Source organism: Streptomyces sp. F001, assembly GCF_004187715.1.
Lineage (GTDB): Bacteria > Actinomycetota > Actinomycetes > Streptomycetales > Streptomycetaceae > Streptomyces > Streptomyces flavusporus.
In genome coordinates this window covers 427,237-445,637 of the sequence record NZ_QZWF01000002.1, presented here as the reverse complement: position 1 = coordinate 445,637, position 18,401 = coordinate 427,237, and the positions used below count along the sequence as shown (strand labels likewise).

Annotated in this window: 17 protein-coding genes; 9 read left to right on the top strand and 8 right to left on the bottom strand. The window is 71.6% G+C overall.

Annotation, left to right across the window (positions count from 1 at the left end; translation table 11 throughout):
• Nucleotides 1-42 precede the first annotated feature (42 nt).
• Nucleotides 43-714: a dienelactone hydrolase family protein gene (locus tag StrepF001_RS09700; protein WP_129797893.1), complete on the bottom strand. Its 672-nt coding sequence runs from the start codon at nt 712-714 to the stop codon at nt 43-45.
• A 142-nt stretch (nt 715-856) separates the two neighbouring features.
• On the opposite strand from StrepF001_RS09700, the gene StrepF001_RS09695 reads away from it, so the two are divergent.
• The 5 genes from StrepF001_RS09695 (at nt 857) to StrepF001_RS09675 (ending at nt 4,442) form a co-directional block, all read left to right on the top strand.
• The gene (locus tag StrepF001_RS09695; protein WP_129798404.1) at nt 857-1,978 is read left to right on the top strand and encodes a CapA family protein; all 1,122 of its coding nucleotides are present in this window, start codon (nt 857-859) and stop codon (nt 1,976-1,978) included.
• A complete protein-coding gene (locus tag StrepF001_RS09690; protein ID WP_129797892.1) occupies nt 1,975-2,592 on the top strand; it encodes a hypothetical protein in 618 nt (205 codons plus the stop codon). The genes StrepF001_RS09695 and StrepF001_RS09690 overlap by 4 nt, the downstream gene beginning before the upstream one ends.
• Before the next feature lie 60 nt (nt 2,593-2,652).
• Nucleotides 2,653-3,105 carry a YbhB/YbcL family Raf kinase inhibitor-like protein gene (locus tag StrepF001_RS09685; RefSeq protein ID WP_129797891.1) on the top strand — a complete coding sequence of 151 codons (453 nt, stop codon included), beginning with the start codon at nt 2,653-2,655 and terminating at the stop codon, nt 3,103-3,105.
• A 59-nt stretch (nt 3,106-3,164) separates the two neighbouring features.
• Nucleotides 3,165-3,494, top strand: a complete 330-nt coding sequence (locus tag StrepF001_RS09680) for an antibiotic biosynthesis monooxygenase (protein WP_129797890.1) — start codon at nt 3,165-3,167, stop codon at nt 3,492-3,494.
• A gap of 102 nt (nt 3,495-3,596) precedes the next feature.
• Nucleotides 3,597-4,442 carry a GNAT family N-acetyltransferase gene (locus StrepF001_RS09675; protein WP_129797889.1) on the top strand — a complete coding sequence of 282 codons (846 nt, stop codon included), beginning with the start codon at nt 3,597-3,599 and terminating at the stop codon, nt 4,440-4,442.
• On the opposite strand, the gene StrepF001_RS09670 is transcribed toward StrepF001_RS09675, so the two are convergent.
• The gene (locus tag StrepF001_RS09670) at nt 4,424-5,194 is read right to left on the bottom strand and encodes a class E sortase (RefSeq protein ID WP_129797888.1); all 771 of its coding nucleotides are present in this window, start codon (nt 5,192-5,194) and stop codon (nt 4,424-4,426) included. The genes StrepF001_RS09675 and StrepF001_RS09670 overlap by 19 nt on opposite strands.
• 139 nt (nt 5,195-5,333) lie before the next feature.
• The gene (locus StrepF001_RS09665; RefSeq protein WP_129797887.1) at nt 5,334-7,817 is read right to left on the bottom strand and encodes a SpoIIE family protein phosphatase; all 2,484 of its coding nucleotides are present in this window, start codon (nt 7,815-7,817) and stop codon (nt 5,334-5,336) included.
• A gap of 201 nt (nt 7,818-8,018) precedes the next feature.
• On the opposite strand from StrepF001_RS09665, the gene StrepF001_RS09660 reads away from it, so the two are divergent.
• Nucleotides 8,019-10,085 (top strand): SpoIIE family protein phosphatase, encoded by a 2,067-nt coding sequence (locus tag StrepF001_RS09660; protein ID WP_129797886.1) that lies wholly within the window; start codon nt 8,019-8,021, stop codon nt 10,083-10,085.
• Here StrepF001_RS09660 and StrepF001_RS09655 read toward each other — a convergent pair.
• The 4 genes from StrepF001_RS09655 to StrepF001_RS09645 all read right to left on the bottom strand — a co-directional run bounded on the left by StrepF001_RS09655 (nt 10,082) and on the right by StrepF001_RS09645 (nt 15,476).
• Complete coding sequence (locus StrepF001_RS09655) at nt 10,082-10,750, bottom strand: class I SAM-dependent methyltransferase (RefSeq protein WP_129797885.1); 669 nt, start codon at nt 10,748-10,750, stop codon at nt 10,082-10,084. The two genes, StrepF001_RS09660 and StrepF001_RS09655, sit on opposite strands and share 4 nt — an antisense overlap.
• A 47-nt stretch (nt 10,751-10,797) precedes the next feature.
• Complete coding sequence (locus tag StrepF001_RS09650) at nt 10,798-14,172, bottom strand: pyruvate carboxylase (RefSeq protein WP_129797884.1); 3,375 nt, start codon at nt 14,170-14,172, stop codon at nt 10,798-10,800.
• Between the two features lie 151 nt (nt 14,173-14,323).
• Nucleotides 14,324-14,500, bottom strand: coding sequence for a hypothetical protein (locus StrepF001_RS45485; RefSeq protein ID WP_165396207.1), 177 nt, complete (start codon nt 14,498-14,500; stop codon nt 14,324-14,326).
• A 280-nt stretch (nt 14,501-14,780) separates the two neighbouring features.
• A complete protein-coding gene (locus StrepF001_RS09645; RefSeq protein WP_129797883.1) occupies nt 14,781-15,476 on the bottom strand; it encodes a hypothetical protein in 696 nt (231 codons plus the stop codon).
• Nucleotides 15,477-15,589: 113 nt separating this feature from the next.
• On the opposite strand from StrepF001_RS09645, the gene StrepF001_RS09640 reads away from it, so the two are divergent.
• Nucleotides 15,590-16,516: a UTP--glucose-1-phosphate uridylyltransferase gene (locus StrepF001_RS09640; RefSeq protein ID WP_129797882.1), complete on the top strand. Its 927-nt coding sequence runs from the start codon at nt 15,590-15,592 to the stop codon at nt 16,514-16,516.
• A gap of 37 nt (nt 16,517-16,553) precedes the next feature.
• Nucleotides 16,554-16,898 (top strand): hypothetical protein, encoded by a 345-nt coding sequence (locus StrepF001_RS09635; RefSeq protein WP_129797881.1) that lies wholly within the window; start codon nt 16,554-16,556, stop codon nt 16,896-16,898.
• A gap of 24 nt (nt 16,899-16,922) precedes the next feature.
• On the opposite strand, the gene StrepF001_RS09630 is transcribed toward StrepF001_RS09635, so the two are convergent.
• Nucleotides 16,923-17,585 (bottom strand): TetR/AcrR family transcriptional regulator, encoded by a 663-nt coding sequence (locus StrepF001_RS09630; protein ID WP_129797880.1) that lies wholly within the window; start codon nt 17,583-17,585, stop codon nt 16,923-16,925.
• A 167-nt stretch (nt 17,586-17,752) separates the two neighbouring features.
• On the opposite strand from StrepF001_RS09630, the gene StrepF001_RS09625 reads away from it, so the two are divergent.
• Nucleotides 17,753-18,358, top strand: coding sequence for a DUF5701 family protein (locus tag StrepF001_RS09625; RefSeq protein ID WP_346656927.1), 606 nt, complete (start codon nt 17,753-17,755; stop codon nt 18,356-18,358).
• Nucleotides 18,359-18,401: the final 43 nt, after the last annotated feature.

Here is an 18,401-nt window from a genome sequence, read left to right as displayed (position 1 = left end):
TCCGGAGAACCAGGGGCGGCCCACGGCCCGGACACCCGCCGCTCAACGTCCCTTCGTGGCCTCTTGGGCGGACCGCAGGCGCTCTGTGCACCACTCCCGCGCCGTGTCGGCGACCTGCTCGAGCGCACCGGGCTCCTCGAACAGATGGGTGGCACCGGGCACCACGTGCAGGGTGTGCGGGGCGTGCAGCCGCCGGGCCGCCTCCTGGTTGAGCCGCAGCACCTGCTGGTCGTCACCGCCGACGATGAGCAGCACCGGCGCCTGTACGGCGCCCAGGGCGTCACCGGCCAGGTCGGGCCGGCCGCCTCGCGAGACCACGGTCACCACGCGGTCGGGTCGCTCGGCGGCGGCCACCAGGGCCGCTGCCGCACCGGTGCTGGCACCGAACAGGGCGACGGGCAGCCCCCTGACGTCCGGCTGCTGCTCCAGCCAGTCGATCGCGGCGACCACTCGGCGTCCCAGGAGCGGGATGTCGAAGCGGTGCTCGGCGGTCAGCGCGTCATATCGGTCCTCCCGCTCGGTGAGCAGGTCCATCAACAACGTGGCCAGTCCGGCGGTGCGCAGCTCGGCGGCGACCATGCGGTTGCGCGGGCTGTGGCGGGAACTGCCGCTGCCGTGCGCGAACAGCACCACGCCGTGCGCCGGCGCCGGCACGACCAGGTCGCCCACCAGCGACGTGCCCTCGGCGGGCACCGTGACCACCTGGGAGATCATTGACATCATCTTCTTCCTCAGGGCTGCCGGCCCATGGCCGATGTGCCGTCGGTCCTCCGGACCGGGTACCCGTCCGGGCGGCGCGGATTTCACCGGCGCGGTGGCGGACGACGCCCGCGGCGAGGCGGCCTACGGTGGGGACATGGGCGGCAGCCTGGTGACACTGTTCCTGTGCGGCGATGTGATGCTCGGGCGCGGCGTCGACCAGATCCTTGCTCACCCCGGCGACCCGGCGCTGCGGGAGGGCTACGTGGTGGACGCCCGCTCCTACGTGGAGCTGGCGGAGGCGGCCAACGGACCGATCCCCGCGCCGGTCTCCGCGTCCTGGCCCTGGGGCGAGGCGCTGCGCGTGCTCGACGAAGCCGCTCCGGACGTTCGCATCATCAACCTGGAGACGGCGATCACCCGCTGTGCCGGCTTTGCGCACGACAAGGCGGTCCACTACCGGATGCATCCGGCCAACCTGCCCGCCCTGGCGGTGGCCCGCCCCGACGTCTGCGTCCTGGCCAACAACCATGTCCTGGACTTCGGTCGCCCCGGCCTGGCGGAGACCCTGGACGCCCTGTCCGGTGCGGGACTTCGTACGGCGGGCGCGGGACGCGACGCCACCGAGGCGTACGCGCCCGCGGTGGTGCCCCTCGACGGCGCCGGCCGCGTGCTGGTGTTCGCCCTCGGAGCGGCGTCGAGCGGCATTCCGTTCGACTGGGAGGCGACCGCGGACCTGCCCGGTGTCGCGTACGTGGCCGGCTTCTCGCAGGCTTCCGCCGACGCCGTGGTCGAGCGTGTACGAAGGGCCAGGCGGACCGGCGACATCGCCGTCGTCTCGGTGCACTGGGGCTCCAACTGGGGCTACCACGTTCCCCGGGACCAGGTCCGCTTCGCGCACGTCCTGGTGGACGGCGGCGTGGACCTTGTCCACGGCCACTCCTCGCATCACCCGCGTCCCCTGGAGGTGTACCGGGACCGGCTGATTCTCTACGGCTGCGGCGACTTCATCGACGACTACGAAGGCATCTCCGGCTACGAGGAGTATCGCGACGATCTCCGCCTCGCCTACTTCGTGACGGTTGCGGCGGACACCGGACGGCTGGCCGGCCTGCGCATGGTGCCCCTGCAGGCCCGGCAGATGCGGCTGGAACCCGCGGCCGGCCAGGATCGCGTATGGCTGCGCGCGACGCTCGACCGGATCAGTGCGGGCGTGCACGTGGCGCTGCAGCCCGACGACACACTGGTGTTGCGTCCCGGCACGCGGACCGGCCGATGACCCGCCGGCTGCGGCTGACGTTGCTCGGCATCGGGGCGATGAACTCGCCGCGGTTCGGGCCCGCCGGTCTGCTGCTGCGCTGCGCCGGTCACCGCGTGGCCTTCGACGGCGGGCCGGGCGCCGAACCGCCGCCCGGGCGGCTCGACGGCTGGCTGGTCACCGACGAGCAGTCGGAACTGCGGGCCGCGCTGCGCCGGAGCGCAGCCGCACGGGGCGTCCGGCTGCGGTCCGGCGACCTGGACCTGGGCGACGTGTACGTACGGCGCTGTCCGGTGGTCCACACCTCGCATCCCGCATACGGCTACCGGATCGAAGCGGGCGTAGTGAGGGTGGTGTGGGCGCCGGAATTCCGGGAGTTCCCGGACTGGGCCGCGGGGGCGGTCCTGATGTTCGCCGAGGCCGCCGCGTGGGACCGGCCGATACGGTTCCGAGGCGGTGTCGGCGGCCACGCACCCGTGCACACCGTTGCCGAGCAGGCCGTACGGCACGGGGTGCGGCGGTTGGTCTACGCCCATATCGGCCGGCCCACACTGCGGGCGATCGACGACGGGACAGAACCGCCGAGCGGGGAGTGGGGCGTCGAGGGCCGCACCTATTCGGTGCCGTTCACATGAGCAGGCCGGCCCGCGCGACGATCACGCATGTCCGGCCCCGGCCTGGGTACCCCGGGCCATATGGCTGGCATCGACCTCAACAGCAGCGCATTCAGTGACCAATCCTTCATCGCGCGCCGCTACGCGTACGAGGGAGACAACGCCTCCCCTCCGCTGACCTGGAGCGGCGTGCCGGACGACGCGGCGGAGCTGGTCCTGCTGTGCGAAGACCCCGACGCCCCGTCGGGCACCTTCGTGCACTGGGCCGTCGTCGGCATCGATCCCCACAGCGACGGCGTCGACACCGGACAGCACCCGCCCGGTGGCACCGAGCTCGTCAACGGCTACGGCGACCATGGCTGGGGCGGACCGCATCCGCCGCCGGGAGACAACCCGCACCACTACCTCTTCCGGCTCTACGCCCTGGCAGAACCATGCGTCCTCCCCGACGCGCCCAGCGCCGACCAGGTGCACGAGGCCGTCGAGAAGCGGCAGCTCGCCAGCGGCACCCTCGTGGGGCTGTACCAGCGCTGACCCACTGGTGGATTCACCCCTTCCGCGTCTGCCTGCCGCCGTGCGGCAGGATGAGGAGCATGAGCGTAGTCAAGATCAACGTACTGACCGTTCCCGCCGAGCAGCGGGAGACACTGGAAAAGCGCTTCGCCGCCCGTGCCCACGCCGTGGAGAGCTCCGACGGGTTCGAGTGGTTCGAGCTCCTGCGGCCGGTCGAAGGCACCGACACCTACCTCGTCTACACCCGGTGGCGCGACGAGGAGTCCTTCCAGGCCTGGATGGAGGGACCCATGAAGGCAGCCCACCAGGGCACTGGCGCGGACAGCGGCGAACGCCCCCAGCCTGCGGCAACCCACTCCACCCTGTGGTCCTTCGACGTCGTGCAACAGGCAGCACCGAAGAACGCGTAGATCACGCAGGCACTGCCGTGCCGGGTCCGCCCCCGGCACAGCGGTGCCGGACCGTAAATTCTCGGATGCGGCACCGGGCCGCTGCGTGGTGGGATGCGCCGTATGAGCGTTGCAGCGCTGCGTGCCCGTATCGAGAAGTACTACGCCACCGTGCCGCTTCTGTTCGCCGACGCCGAGGACTTTGGACCACTGCGGCTGTTTGTGCGCACAGACCCAGGCACCCCGTACTACGGCGGTCCCGGCCACGCTCAACCCACCGCAGGAGCCGCGACCGTCACCGCCGCCGACATCGCCCGGGTCCGCGCCCGGCAGCGTGAACTCGGCGTGCCGGAAGCCTTCGAGTGGCTCGCCGAGGCGGCACCGACGCTGCGCGCCCGTATCGAGGCCGCCGGCCTCCCCGTGCAAGAACGCCCGCTGATGGCCCTCGACCCGCAGTCCCCCATGCGCCCGCAGCCGCTGCCGGACGGCGTCACGATCCGCGAGCTGACCGCCGACGACCCGGCTCTGCCCGCAGCCCTCGCTCTCCCCCGCCTCGCCTTCGCCGCGGCAGGCACCTCGGTGGGCTCGGCGGGCCGCGCGGAACTGGCGAGGGTGGCCGCAGAGGTGACCGCGGACGGCGCGTCGGCAACAACTCGTCCCGCCATCCGCGCCGGGCACAAAACGCTCATCGCTGCTCTCGCCCCTGACGGCACCCCGCTCGCCGTCGGCCACTACCACCCCGCTCACAGCACCACCGAGATCGGCGGCGTGGGCACCCTCCCCACCGCTCGCCGCCAAGGACTGGCAGCCGCCGTCACGGCGGCGCTGGCGATCCACGCCCGCGACCACGGCGTGGGCACCGTCTTTCTCGCCTACGCGGAGGATGCCGTCGCCCGCATCTACACCCGCCTCGGCTTCCGCCCGGCCGGGACCACTCTTCTGATCGCCAATCAGCCCGCCCGGTCGTAGCCCCGCGGAGCGGAGTTGCTGCCCGCCGACCGCTCCGCCGACGCGAGGATGCCGATCTTGTCTATGCGGTGCTCGGGATTGTTCCTGTCGTCGCGCCAGAAGTTCCCCGCCGCATTGTCCTCGGGGGTGGCGCACGTCGATACGGTGATCATGGCTTGGGTGGGCACTTCGCCGGGCGAGCCGGGTACGGCGGCGCGCTGCTCGGCGAGTGAGCGCGCGGACCGGAAGGACGTCCACCGGGTCTCGGTGATCTTGTACGTGTAGACGGTGCTCCCCAACTCGACGCGTACGGTGTCACCGTTGTCGAGTTCGGGCAGCTCGCGCAGCGGGCCGCCGGCGCTCAGGCGATGGGCGGTGACGAGGTAGTTGCCCGTTTCGCCGGGTCCGGCACCGCCCTGGTCACCGTAGGGGCTGGCGGCGACGCCGCGGTCCTGGATGCGCGTCCCCGGCGCGTCGTCCGTCGTTCCTTCGTACGGAACGACCTCCAGGTCCCGCACACCGATGGCAGGGATGCTCAGCGAGGCGGAGTCGGAGCGCGGATCGGCGTCCGGCAACGGACTGGACGAAGGAGAGGACGGGGCTGCCGCCGAAGCGCCCGCCTCGGGCGTCACGGCCGGCGACGAGGACGTACGGGCCGGGGCATGGTGGGGAACGGGCGGTGAGGTGCCGAGCGTGTCGGCGCCGGCACATCCTGTGACGAGAAGGAGAAGTCCGAAGGCCAGAAGTGTGCTGACGGCACGTGTGAGGGCCATGGCACTCCCGACCGGCGCTCGGTCACAACCGACACCGCAAAGGCGATGTCGCCGCGAATGGACAGCTGGACGGTCGAGCATATTCCTCACCCGTGACAGCGGTCGTGGTGCAGGACACGTGACGGTAACCTCAGCGCCCTCACGGGATCTCCTGTTCCGCCCAGATGATCTTTCCGCCGGCCGAGAACCGGGCACCCCAGCGATGGGCGAGCTGGGCCACCAGAAACAGGCCGCGACCGCCCTCGTCCGTGCTGCGGGCGTGCCGCAGCCGTGGGGCGGTGCTGCTGGCGTCGGCGACCTCGCAGGTCAGGCGGGAGTCGCGGAGCAGCCGCAGGCGTATGGGCGGTGCGGCATAGCGAATCGCGTTGGTGACCAGCTCGCTGACGATGAGCTCCGTCGTCATGGCCAGCTCCCCCAGGCCCCAGGCTTCCACCCGGCGGGTCGCGCGGGCGCGGACGTCAGCGACGGCGGCCGGGTTCACCGGCACGTCCCACGAGGCGACCTGGTCGGCCCCCAGCGCGTGTGTGCGCGCCAGGAGGAGGGCGACATCGTCGGGTTGGGAAACGGGCACGAGCTGCTGCACCACGGACGAGCACAGCGTTCCGAGGTGGGGGTCCGGCTGGGCGAGCACGGCGCCGAGACGGGACATGCCCAGTTCCATGTCGCGGTCGGCTCCCTCGACGAGGCCGTCGGTGAAGAGGACGAGACCGTCGGTGAAGAGACCGAGCAGACTGTTCTCGGCGAGCTCGATCTCGGTGGTCTCGAATGCCATTCCGCCCAGCCCCAGCGGAGGACCCGCGCGGAGTTCCGGGAAGGAGACGTGCCCGTCGGGTGCGACCACGACAGGTGGCGGATGCCCGGCCCGGGCCATCGTGCAGCGCCTCGTGACGGGATCGTAGACGGCGTACAGGCAGGTTGCTCCGAGGAAAACGGTCGCGCTCTGGCTGTCCGCCTCCCCGTCGGTCCTCTCCTCACTGAGCCGGAGCACGAGGTCGTCCAGATGAGCCAGCAGTTCGTCCGGAGGCATCTCCATGTCGGCGAGGGTCTGCACCGCGGTCCGCAGCCGGCCCATGGCCGCCGCCGCGGGGATGCCGTGTCCGACGACGTCGCCGACGACGAGGCCCACCCGGGCACCGGACAGCGGGATCACGTCGAACCAGTCGCCACCGACCCCGCCCGTCGGATCCGCCGGCAGATAGCAGGAGGCCACCTCCAGCGCTGTGCCGCCCGACAGGGCCTGCGGCAGCAGGCTGCGCTGGAGGGTGACCGCTGCCGTGTGCTCCCGGGTGTAGCGCCGGGCGTTGTCCACGCACAGCGCCGCCCGTGCCACCAGCTCACCGGCCAGCAGGACGTCGTCGGGCCGGAACGAGACGGGATTGAGCGACCGTACGAACGTGGTGAGGCCCAGGACGGTGTTCCGCGCCCGCATCGGCACGGAGATCAGGGAGTGCAGCCCGAACTCGCGGATGCTGGCTGTCCTCGCGGGCTGTTCGGCAACCCACAGGGCGTCGGACGGGTCGAGGACCGGGATGAGGATCGGCTCACCGCTGATCAGCAGATTCGCGTCGTGCGGCGGGGGGAGGAAGTCGACTCGGTCCCCGACCCGCGCCACGGCCTCCGGACAGCCCTCCCGCACCGAACTCATACCGGCACGGCGCATCACCGGCTTTGCCGGTGCGGGCCCCGCATCGGTCAGCCACGCGCCGTGCCCCTCGGTGCTCAGGACGGGCTCCAGGAGATCGACGACGACGAAGTCCGCGAAGCGGGGAACCACGAAGTCGGCCAGCTCCTGAGCCGTCCGCATCACGTCGAGGGTCCTGCCGATGCTGGTCCCGGCTTCGTTGACCAGCGACAACAGCTGGCGGGCGTTCCACCGCTCGGTGACGTCCAGGACCATGTAGCAGACCCCGGTGACGCAGCCGTCGGCGTCCACGAGCGGGAAGAAGGACGTGGAGTAGGCGTGCTGGCGGTGCGGGTCGGCCCAACTCCATCCCACGTACTCGTAGTCGGTCACCGGGACGCCGGTCGCCAGCACCTTGCGCATCAGTCCCTCGAGGGTGTCCGCCTGCAGCCCGGGCAGCAGCTCGCTCAGGCGACGTCCGAGCCGCTGCTCACGGGGCACACCGCCGAAGCGTTCCAGGGTGTCGTTCAGCCACACGTAGCGCAGCTGCGTGTCCATCACCGCCATGCCGACCGGCGAGCGGGTGAGGAATCCGTCGAGGACGGACTGGCCCATCGTCCATTGCGGCTTCTGCTCCCGTGCCGAGAGCAGAAAGCACTCGTCGCCGCCGATGCGGAAGGATGCCGAGACCCGCAGGTCGACCTCGATACGGCCGCCGTCGCGGCGTCGTACGGGGACGAGACCGCTCCACCCCATTCCGGTGCGGCACCGCTCGGCGACGCCGGTCACCCGTACCGGATCCCCGGGCACCGCCAGCAGCCGCGCGGCGGAGCCGCCGACCACCTCGGGCGCCGGATAGCCGAGGAGTTCTTCGGCGCCCCGGGTCCAGCCGACCACGATGCCGTCGGCGGACACCACCGCTGCCGCGTCGGTGGACGCGTCGAACAGCTCGCGCGGCCCTGCGGACGTGCGCACATCGGAACCTTTTCGCACAGAATCCATTGATCCCATCCTCTTCATGACTATGGTCCTGCTTGTCCGCCCGATGTGCACGATCCCGGCGGCCGGACCGGCCTCCCGTATGTGCTGATCGCCGACGCGTGTGGGCCGGAGGCAGCAGGGAAGTCCGGATAGCAGAGCCAGATGCGCGGCGACGCCGTCAGACGTACGTGCGCCCTGTCGGTCGGCGGAGGAGGATCAGGGATGAAAGCCGAGTCCTTCCAGTCCCGCAGTGACGGGTACGACCCCGAGCAGCCCCGGCCGACCGGCCTGCTGGATGTGCTGAGCGTGGCCGCGGTGGTCCTCGACGTCGACGGGCGCATCGTGTTCTGGACCCCGCAGGCCGAGGAACTCTTCGGCTACACGTCGGAAGAGGCTCTCGGCACGTACGCGGCGCGACTGTTCGTCCACCCCGAGCATCTCCAGTCCGTGGTGAAGCTGTTCGAAGAGGTGCTGAAGACGGGCCGGAGCTGGGCAGGCTCCTTCCCCATCCGGCACAAGGACGGCAGCACTCGCCTGACGGAGTTCCGCAACATGCGGCTGCTGGACGATGTCGGAGATGTCTACGCGCTGGGCATCGCGGCCGACCACAGCCTGCTCCAGCGCGTCGAGACCGATCTGGCCCTGTGCGAGCGGCTGATCAACCAGTCTCCGATCGGTCTGGCCCTCATGGACCCGGACCTGCGGTATCTCCTGGTCAATCCGGCACTGGAGCGCATCGACGGCATCCCCGCCGAGGACCACGTCGGCCGTCACCTGCGGGAGACACTCCCCCTGCCCGACATCGACACCATCGAGTCCGCACTGCGTCAGGTGCTCACCACCGGCACCCCGCTGCTCGACCAGTACCACGTGGGCCGCCCCCGGAGCGATCCCGACCACGAGCACGCCTGGTCCCTGTCGTTCTACCGGCTGGAGGACCCCGGCGGGCGGGTGCTGGGCGCGGCGGCCTCGGTCGTCGATGTCACCGAACGGCACCGCGCGGCCGCCGAGGCCGACCGGGCCCGGCGACGCCTGGCCCTCGTCGCCGACGCCTCCGCGCGCGTCGGCACCACTCTGGAGGTGGAGGAGACCGCCCGCGAACTGGCCGACATCGCCAGCACCGCGCTCGCCGACGTGGTCTCCGTGGACATCCTCGACTCCGCTCTGGCCTGCCGCCGCAAGGCCAGGCTGGACAACGGCCCGGAGTTCTTCCGTGCCCTCGCCCTGAAATCGGCTCATCCCACCGTGGCGCTGGGCGCCGCCGACCCTCCCGGTGACCTCATCGCCTACGACGGTGACCGCCTGGTCACCTTGTGCGTCCACACCGGCCGGCCGGTCCTGGTGCGCCACGTCGGCGACCAGGATCTACCGCGCATCGCCCGCGACGCCGAGGCCACCACGCTCCTGGCCCGCGCCGGCGTCCACTCCTATCTCGCCGCGCCGTTGATCGCGCATGGCGAGGTGCTCGGCGCCCTCGACCTCAAGCGCACCCGCAATCCGCTCCCCTTCGACGAGGACGACGTCGTCCTGGCCTGTGAGCTGGCCAGCCGCGCCGCCGTCGCCATCGACAACGCCCGCTGGTTCCAGAGCGTGCGCAACACCGCCCTCACCCTCCAGCGCAGCCTGTTGCCCGACCACCCGCCGCACCACACCGGTCTGGAACTCGCCTCCCGCTATCAGCCCGCCCAGGCCACCACCGAAGTCGGCGGCGACTGGTACGACGTCATCAGCCTGGAGGACGACAAGACCGCCCTGGTCGTCGGCGACGTCATGGGCAACGGCATCGACGCCGCCGCCACCATGGGCCGGCTGCGCACCGCCACCTGCGCCTACGCGGACCTCGACCTGGAACCCAGCGCCGTGCTCCAGCACCTGGACAAGATCACCTGCGAGCTGGAGCACTACATCGTCACCTGCCTGTACGCCGTGTACGACCCCCACACCAGGCAGTGCCGTATCGCCAACGCGGGACACATGCCGCCCGCGCTGTCCCGCCCCGGCCAGGCCCCCGTACTGCTGAAGCTGCCGTCCGGAGCACCGCTCGGCGTCGGCGGCGTCCCGTTCGAGACCACCACCACCGACCTCGGCCCCGGCGACCTGCTGGCCCTCTACACCGACGGCCTCGTCGAGACCCGGCACCACGCGATCGACGACCGCCTGAACGTCCTCCTCGACTTCCTCGACGAACCCGAGCGGCCCCTCGAGGAGATCTGCGACCTCCTGCTGTACGGCCTGCGCCACCCCGACGACCACGACGACGTCGCCCTCCTCGTCGCGCGGGCTCTTTAGGCACGGGGCAGAGTCTGGGTCACGCGCCACAGGCGGCGGGGCAGATCGCCTTCCTCGAAGGAGTGGACCTCGTCGAGCGTCCAGCCGTGCGCGAGGGCGTCGACCAGTTCGCGGGGGAAGAAGTGCACGGCGAAGCCGCCGTGCTCGTAGATGTCGTCACCGTGCGCGGTGCCGGCGCCGTAGTGCGCGTCGCCGGTGTGCCGCACGGTGTAGACGAAGACGCCGCCCGGCCGCAGGACGCGCCGGACCTCATCGACCAGGGCGTGGATCTCCTCGGTGGACAGAGCCATGCACAGCAGCATGTGCGCGAAGACCGCGTCCACGGAGGCGTCCGGCAGCGGCAGGGGATCGCGTACGTCGTGCTCCGCGGTGGTGATGCGCTCGGCCACCTGCTGGGCGCGGGCGGCGTCCCGCAGCTGCTGCAGGCCGGTGGCGCTGAAGTCGGTGGCCTGCACGGTGAAGCCCTCGCGGACGAAGTACAGGGCGTCGCGGCCGTGCCCGGCGCCGAGTTCCAGCACATGCCGCGCCCCGCCCCTGCGGAAGACCTCGGCGGCGTGGACGGCCGGTGCGGAGGGCTGCCCGCCGTACATCCCCGGGTGCGCGGCATAGGTGTGCTGCCAGTGCCGGCGCTGGCCCTCGGCGAGGTCCTGCTCCTCCTGCGCCATGGCATTCCCCTTCGGCTCACTGCGGCCGGCACCGCCCGACAGCCGCCTCACACGATCTCGACGAGGAGGTCGCCGCCCTCCACCTGCTGGATGGGGTTGATGGCCAGCCTGGCCACCCTGCCGGACTTCGGGGCGGTGATCGCGGCTTCCATCTTCATCGCCTCGATGGTCGCCACCGTGGCACCGGCCGCCACCTCGTCGCCCTCGGCGACCGCGAGCGTCACCACTCCGGCGAACGGCGCGGCGACATGGCCGGGGTTGGCGCGGTCGGCCTTCTCGGTCGCCGGAATGTCGGCGGCCACGGCGGCATCACGTACCTGGATCGGCCGCAACTGGCCGTTCAGGTTGGACATCACGGTGCGCATCCCGCGTTCGTCCGCCTCGCCGACGGCCTCCAGCTCTATCAGGAGGCGTACGCCGGGTTCGAGGTCGACGGCGTACTCTTTGCCGGGCCGCAGCCCGTAGAAGAAGTGTTTGCTGTCGAGGACGCTGGTGTCGCCGTACGTCTGACGGTGTGTCTCGTACTCGCGCGCCGGCCCGGGGAACAGCAGCCGGTTGAGCGTCGCCCGCCGGTCCTTCGCCAGCCCCGTACGGTCCTCCGCGGACAGGTCCTGCGCGGGCCTGGGATCGGGGCGGCCCTCCAGCGCCCTGGTGCGGAACGGCTCCGGCCATCCGCCGGGCGGGTTGCCCAACTCGCCGCGCAGGAAGCCGATGACGGAGTCGGGGATGTCGAACCTGTTCGGTGCCGCCTCGAAGTCCTCCGGCGTCACCCCGGCGCCCACCAGATGGAGCGCGAGGTCCCCGACCACCTTCGACGAGGGGGTGACCTTCACCAGCCGGCCCAGCATCCGGTCGGCGGCGGCGTACATCGCCTCGATCTCCTCGAAGCGGTCGCCGAGGCCCAGCGCGATCGCCTGGGTGCGCAGGTTGGAAAGCTGGCCGCCGGGGATCTCGTGGTGGTAGACGCGCCCGGTCGGCGAGGCCAGGCCGGCCTCGAAGGGTGCGTAGATCTTGCGGACGCTCTCCCAGTACGGTTCCAGGTCGCCGACGGCCTGCAGATCCAGTCCGGTGGGCCGCTCGGAGTGGTCGGTCGCGGCCACCAGCGCCGACAGCGACGGCTGCGAGGTGGTGCCCGCCATGGACGCCACCGCACCGTCCACCGCGTCCGCGCCCGCCTGGATCGCCGCGAGGTAGGTGGCGAGCTGGCCGCCCGCCGTGTCGTGGGTGTGGAGGTGAACCGGCAGGTCGAACTCCCGGCGCAGCGCCGACACGAGGGTCGCGGCGGCCGGGGCGCGCAGCAGGCCCGCCATGTCCTTGACCGCCAGGACGTGGGCGCCGGCGGCCACGATCTGCTCGGCCAGGCGGAGGTAGTAGTCCAGCGTGTACAGCCGCTCGGACGGGTCGGACAGGTCGGAGGTGTAGCACAGGGCGACCTCTGCGACGGCCGTTCCGGTCTCCCGCACGGCGTCGATGGCGGGCCGCATCTGCTCGACGTCGTTGAGGGCGTCGAAGATGCGGAAGATGTCGACGCCGGTGGTCGCGGCCTCCTGCACGAAGGCGTCGGTCACCTCGGTCGGGTACGGCGTGTAGCCGACGGTGTTGCGGCCACGCAGCAGCATCTGCAGGCAGATGTTCGGAACGGCCTCGCGCAGTGCGGCCAGCCGCTCCCACGGGTCCTCGGCGAGGAAGCGCAACGCGACGTCGTAGGTGGCGCCGCCCCAGCACTCCAGGGACAGCAGCTGCGGCAGGGTGCGGGCCACCACCGGGGCCACGGCGAGCATGTCCTTGGTACGGACCCGGGTGGCCAGCAGCGACTGGTGGGCGTCGCGGAAGGTGGTGTCGGTGACACCGATCGTCGGCGAGGTGCGCAGCCACCCGGCGAAACCTTCCGGACCGAGCTCGACGAGCCGCTGCCGCGACCCGGCCGGCGGTTCGATCCCGGGCAGGGGCGGCACCTTGGTGGCCGGGTCGATCACCTCGGGCCGCTCGCCGTGGGGCTTGTTCACCGTGACGTCGGCGAGGTAGGTGAGCAGCTTCGTGCCGCGGTCGGCGGAGTGGCGTGCGGTGAGCAGGTGCGGCCGCTGCTCGATGAACGAGGTGGTGACCTGTCCGGCCCGGAAGTCCGGGTCGTCCAGCACGGCCTGCAGGAACGGGATGTTCGTGGCCACACCGCGGATGCGGAACTCGGCGACGGCACGCCGGGCGCGCCCGATCGCCGTGCCGAAGTCCCGGCCCCGGCAGGTGAGCTTGACCAGCATGGAGTCGAAGTGCGCGCTGATCTCCGTACCGGCGTGGGTGGTACCGCCGTCCAGCCGGATGCCCGCGCCGCCGGGCGAGCGGTAGGCGCTGATCCGGCCGGTGTCGGGGCGGAAGCCGTTGGCCGGGTCCTCGGTGGTGATACGGCACTGCAGTGCGGCACCCCGCAGGGTGACGGTCTCCTGCGCGAGGCCGAGGTCGTCCAGCGTCTCGCCGGCGGCGATCCGCAGCTGTGCCTGCACGAGGTCGACGTCGGTGACCTCCTCGGTCACCGTGTGCTCGACCTGGATGCGCGGGTTCATCTCGATGAAGACGTGGTTTCCGTCGGGGTCGAGCAGGAACTCCACGGTGCCGGCGTTGCGGTAGCCGATCTGCCGGGCGAACGTCACGGCGTCGGCGCAGATCCGCTCGCGCAGCGCGGGGTCGAGGTTCGGCGCGGGCGCCAGCTCGATCACCTTCTGGTGGCGGCGCTGCACCGAGCAGTCACGCTCGAACAGGTGGATGACGTTGCCGTCCCCGTCGGCGAGGATCTGCACCTCGATGTGGCGCGGATCGACGACGGCCTTCTCCAGGAAGACGGTCGGGTCGCCGAACGCGGACGCCGCCTCACGCGCCGCCGCCTCGATGGACTCGCGCAGCAGGGCGGGGTCCTCGACGCGCCGCATACCGCGCCCGCCTCCCCCGGCGACCGCCTTGACGAACACCGGGAAGCCGATGCCCTCGGCGGCCCGGACCAGTTCGTCCACGTCGGTGGAGGGAGCCGAGGAGCCCAGCACCGGTACGCCGGCCTCGCGGGCGGCGGCCACCGCGCGTGCCTTGTTCCCGGTCAGTTCGAGGGTCGCCGCGCTCGGGCCGACGAAGGTGATGCCGGCCTCCTCGCAGGCCCGCGCCAGGTCCGGGTTCTCCGACAGGAACCCGTAGCCCGGGTACACGGCGTCCGCTCCCGCCCGGCGTGCCGCACGCACGATCTCCTCGACGGAGAGATAGGCCCGCACCGGATGTCCCGGCTCACCGATCTCGTACGCCTCGTCGGCCTTCAGCCGATGCAGCGAGTTGCGGTCCTCGTGCGGGAAGACGGCGACGGTTCTCGCGCCCAGCTCATAGCCGGCACGGAACGCACGAATCGCGATCTCACCGCGGTTCGCGACCAGCACCTTGCGGAACATGCGTGATCCCTTCAGCCTGCCGGTGACGCGCTCTATGGTGTCGGCGACGCCTCCGCCGCGCCATGTGAGCCGGGCCACTCCGCGTGCGGCGACGCCTTCGCTGCCGGCGTGCTGCCGCGCTCTCGGTCCGGCGTGGCGTGCGGCGCGTCGGTCACCGGTGCTGTGGGGTGAGCCGTTCGACCTGGCCGGCGGCTGCTTCGGCTCGGCGTCCGGCCTCACGGACCCGGCGCTCGACGAACCGCACTCGTTCATGCGCCCGGCGCTCGGCGGCACGGGCCTGCCGGTGCTCTTCCTCGGCGCGTTCCAGCTCCTCGGCGAGCTCGCTCACGCGCTGCCGGGCGTGGTCCGCCTGGCTCGTGGCCTCGTTCGCCGCGTGGCCGGCCGCTGCCGCGTCCTTCTCGGCAGCCCGCAGCTCCTGTTCCGCCGCCGCGGCTTCCTGCCGGGGCCTGCGTCAGCCGGCTGCGCCGCCGTTCGTCCGCTCCTGCACGCTCGCGCCGGGCAGCAGGCGGGGGCTCCGGGGCGGCTCAGCTCGCGCAGCTGCGCACCGTCCAGCTCCTGGTGTGCCCGGCGCAGCCCCTCCCCGAGTTGAAGCTGCCGGCCGCCCCGGCCTACCCACGGGAGGCGTCGGGCCCAAGGGGTACGGGGCGGGCGCGGACGACGAGGACGTCCAGGTGGAGCTCGTCCCTGCCGAGGTCCAGGCCCGCCCACATCGCCGCGGAGGCGAGCAGGTTGAACGGACGGTGCGGGGCGCACCGCACGTCGGACTCGGGGGCGGAGGAGGCCTGGAGGCGCTCGGCCAGGGCGCGGGCCGCCGCCTCCGCGTCGGCCGCGTGCGGTCCGGCGGCACTGGGCACGGGTTTGCCGGTGCCCGACACCAGCGCCTCGGCGAGGAGCAGCCGCGGACCGTGCGCGGCCGCCCACCGGTCGGGCTGGGTGGTCACCGCCGTACCGGGAGCCAGCAGTGCCAGCCTCGCCAGCATCCACGCGGCCTGGGCCAGGCCGGTGGCAAGGACCCCCGCGCCGGCCCCTGCCGACCAGGGCCGGTTCCCCTCACCGCCGCGGGCCCGGCCCAGCGCCTGCCATGCGTCGGCCCGGTCGGCGTCCGGAACCGGTACGGACATGGGTGCCTCCAGCGCCAGCGCCGCAGGCCGGCCGGAGACGAGGGCGGCGGTCAGGGCACGGACCGCTGCTTCCGGGTCGGTTCCCTGTCCGACAAGCGCCGGCAACGGTGCGTCGACGGCGGCCCAGGCGAACCTGCCCAGCGACACCGAACCGACATCGACTCCGACCACCCGCGCGTCCATGGATCACAGTCCAGCACAGGCATGTGCCCGAACGAGAGCGGCGGCGGGCATTGGTAGCGTCGGCGTATGCCGTGCCGGCCGGTGCGGTGTGCCGTTCGACCGAGGGAGATTCCATGTCCCCGAGGATCCGCAGGGCCGTGATCCCCGCCGCCGGGCTCGGCTCCCGTCTCCTGCCCCTGACCAAGGCGACACCGAAGGAGATGCTTCCGGTCGGCGACAAGCCGGTCATCGAGCACACCGTGCGCGAGCTGGTGGACTCCGGCATCACCGACATCACCATCGTCGTCTCCGGCGGCAAGAGCCTCATCCAGGACCACTTCCGCCCCAACCCCGCTCTCGTCGCCCAGCTGCGCAAGGACGGCAAGACGGCGTACGCGGACGCGGTGGAGGAGGTCGCGGAGCTGGCCCGCAAGGGGCACATCACCTACCTCGACCAGTACGGCCCGTACGGCAACGGCACCCCGGTGCTGAACGCCGCCCGCTCCTTCGGCGACGAGCCCGTGCTGGTGCTGTGGCCCGACGACGTGTTCGTGGCCGAGGTCCCCCGCGCCCAGCAGCTGATCCGCGCCTACGAGCAGACCGGCTGTCCGGTGCTGGCCCTGCTGCCGATGGACCCCGCCCACTCCCAGCGCTACGGCGTGCCCCTCGTCAAGGAGGACCTCGGCGACGGCCAACTGCGCATCACCGGCCTGGTCGAGAAGCCGAAACCGCAGGATGCGCCGTCCCCGTACGCGGCCATCGGCGGCTACGTGATCACCCCGGGCATCGTCGACGAGCTGCGCGAGCAGACCCGCCGCTGGTACGAGCACCGGACCGGCGAGATCTACCTCACCGACGCCATCAACGCCTACGCCTCCACCCGCGCGGTGTACGGGCAGGTCATCCAGGGCCGTTGGTACGACACCGGCAACCCGGCCGACTATCTCGTCGCCCAGATGGCCTTCGCCCTCGCCCACCCCGAGTACGGCCCCCTGCTGCGCGGCCTGGTCGACGAACTCGACGCCGACCGCCCGGACACCGCCGACGACACCGGCAACTGACCTGCCGGTCGTTCCGGTCGTCGGGGAGGGAGGACAGATGGGCGGGTTCGATCCGCACGTTCACGTGGAGTCGAAGGTGGTGCAGGGCGATGCGGCCGTCCGCAACCTGATGGCGTCCACCTTCGGGCTGGCCGGTGATCTGCCGGGCCATGTCACTACGGGGTGCGGGCTGCGGGTGCCGTATGCGATGACCTCTCCGCGTCCGGATCGCGTCACCTGCCTGGCCTGCCGTGAGCACGCACGGCAGGAGCACCTGCGCTTCGCGGAGAACGTCGAGCGTTTGGGCCGCATGCCCGGATCGGCCATCAGCCCTGCCCAGGCGAGAACGGCCGCGGACAGACATCGCGACCTCGCGGAGAGGTTTTCCGACACGGAGGGCTGAGCGGCCGGCGGCGGCCCCGCGCGTTCATCGGGCGTAGTCGGACAGAGCCGGTTCGAGGAGGGTGAACGCCTCCGTGGCCTCCTGCAAGAGGACGGAGGCGGTCTCGGGGTTGGTGTGCCCGGCGAGGGTGAGTTCCTGGATGCGGCCGAACAGGACGCGGTGGACGCCGCCGAGCAGGGACGCGGCCGTGCGTGGGGTGATGTCGCAGGGGTCCGCGCCGGTGGCTTCGGCGAGGGCCGCGGCCAGGGCGTCCTCACGTTGGTCGTGCAGGCCGCGCAGGCAGGTGGTGAGGGTGGGGCTCTGAGCGATCATGCGGGTGAACTCCGGGCCCGCGAAGCCGGCGACCGGGTCCTGTGCCCTGACCGCTGACAGGAACGAGCTGCGCAGTGCCGCGAGGGCGGATTCGCCGGGTTCGCGGGCGGCCACGGTACGTGCCAGACCGGCCACGAACTCGTCCTGGTGGTCGAAGGCCAGGTCTTCCTTGCGGGGGAAGTAGTTCGTCACGGTCTTCTTGGCGACGCGGGCGGCGTCGGCGATCTCGGCGATGGTGGTCTGCTCGAAGCCCTGCGTGATGAAGAGCTCGGTCGCCCGGTCGGAGATCAGCTGCCGCGTCTCGCGCTTCTTGGCCTCGCGCAGGCCGATGGCCGCCGCGGAGGCGGCGGTCGTGGTGCTCGACTCGATACCCATGGCGGAATCTTACCCCCGCCGTATTTTTACGTTGACACCCTGTGTGCCTCGCACGTAAGTTTACGTCCATTGTAAGTTTTCCGTCGTGTTCGCCTCCGAAAGGGGCCGCCTTGACCGACACCGCCTTCGACGGTGAAGCCGAGTTCGACCGTCAGGTCCGTAACCTCATGGAGCTGGGGTATCCGGCGCTGTCCGGACTCGGCCCGGACCAGTTCGGCGCGCTGGTCGCCCCGCTGCGCGCCCGCGCCGCGACGGCTCCCGTCGGCCCGTACGAACCGGAGAGCGGCCGCGTGCCCTTCGTGCTCGTCGTCACCCGGAACGTGGCGCCGATCGAGGACACGATGCCGCGCACGACGCTGCACCGCGGGCGCACGCCCGGCTTCGTCGACCGCTCCTTCGAGCCCGGCTCCCTGGAGCGGTTCGTCGCCACCGAGGAGGCCGGACTTCCGCACCCGGACGCCTATCTGCTGTTCGACATCGAACGCGGCGAGGAGTTCTGCGGCGCCGTACCCCACGACGCGATGAAGGTCATCGCCGAGCGGGGTCGCACGCTGCTCACCATCGAGGAGGGCATCGCTCTCGTGACCCACTTCCCGCAGGTACTGGTCAAGAACAAGTGCTTCTCCCTCGGTGGTTCACGATGCGGCGACCGCAGGGTCCCGGCGATCTGGATCAGCCGGAAGGCGCCGAAACTCGGCTGGTGCTGGGAGGGAAACCCGCACACCTGGCTGGGCATGGCCTCGGCCGGTACCCGGGGCGCCGGCGACATCTGACCACCACCGGCAGGTTTGCGTCCCGGCACCGGCTCCTGATGGT

What these genes read in the sequence shown, in the direction of transcription:
- StrepF001_RS09700 (WP_129797893.1), bottom strand. Translation starts at nt 714, where the DNA reads ATGATCTCCCAGGTGGTCACGGTGCCCGCCGAGGGCACGTCGCTGGTG.
- StrepF001_RS09695 (WP_129798404.1), top strand. Translation starts at nt 857, where the DNA reads ATGGGCGGCAGCCTGGTGACACTGTTCCTGTGCGGCGATGTGATGCTC.
- StrepF001_RS09690 (WP_129797892.1), top strand. Translation starts at nt 1,975, where the DNA reads ATGACCCGCCGGCTGCGGCTGACGTTGCTCGGCATCGGGGCGATGAAC.
- StrepF001_RS09685 (WP_129797891.1), top strand. Translation starts at nt 2,653, where the DNA reads ATGGCTGGCATCGACCTCAACAGCAGCGCATTCAGTGACCAATCCTTC.
- StrepF001_RS09680 (WP_129797890.1), top strand. Translation starts at nt 3,165, where the DNA reads ATGAGCGTAGTCAAGATCAACGTACTGACCGTTCCCGCCGAGCAGCGG.
- StrepF001_RS09675 (WP_129797889.1), top strand. Translation starts at nt 3,597, where the DNA reads ATGAGCGTTGCAGCGCTGCGTGCCCGTATCGAGAAGTACTACGCCACC.
- StrepF001_RS09670 (WP_129797888.1), bottom strand. Translation starts at nt 5,194, where the DNA reads ATGGCCCTCACACGTGCCGTCAGCACACTTCTGGCCTTCGGACTTCTC.
- StrepF001_RS09665 (WP_129797887.1), bottom strand. Translation starts at nt 7,817, where the DNA reads ATGGATTCTGTGCGAAAAGGTTCCGATGTGCGCACGTCCGCAGGGCCG.
- StrepF001_RS09660 (WP_129797886.1), top strand. Translation starts at nt 8,019, where the DNA reads ATGAAAGCCGAGTCCTTCCAGTCCCGCAGTGACGGGTACGACCCCGAG.
- StrepF001_RS09655 (WP_129797885.1), bottom strand. Translation starts at nt 10,750, where the DNA reads ATGGCGCAGGAGGAGCAGGACCTCGCCGAGGGCCAGCGCCGGCACTGG.
- StrepF001_RS09650 (WP_129797884.1), bottom strand. Translation starts at nt 14,172, where the DNA reads ATGTTCCGCAAGGTGCTGGTCGCGAACCGCGGTGAGATCGCGATTCGT.
- StrepF001_RS09645 (WP_129797883.1), bottom strand. Translation starts at nt 15,476, where the DNA reads ATGGACGCGCGGGTGGTCGGAGTCGATGTCGGTTCGGTGTCGCTGGGC.
- StrepF001_RS09640 (WP_129797882.1), top strand. Translation starts at nt 15,590, where the DNA reads ATGTCCCCGAGGATCCGCAGGGCCGTGATCCCCGCCGCCGGGCTCGGC.
- StrepF001_RS09635 (WP_129797881.1), top strand. Translation starts at nt 16,554, where the DNA reads ATGGGCGGGTTCGATCCGCACGTTCACGTGGAGTCGAAGGTGGTGCAG.
- StrepF001_RS09630 (WP_129797880.1), bottom strand. Translation starts at nt 17,585, where the DNA reads ATGGGTATCGAGTCGAGCACCACGACCGCCGCCTCCGCGGCGGCCATC.
- StrepF001_RS09625 (WP_346656927.1), top strand. Translation starts at nt 17,753, where the DNA reads ATGGAGCTGGGGTATCCGGCGCTGTCCGGACTCGGCCCGGACCAGTTC.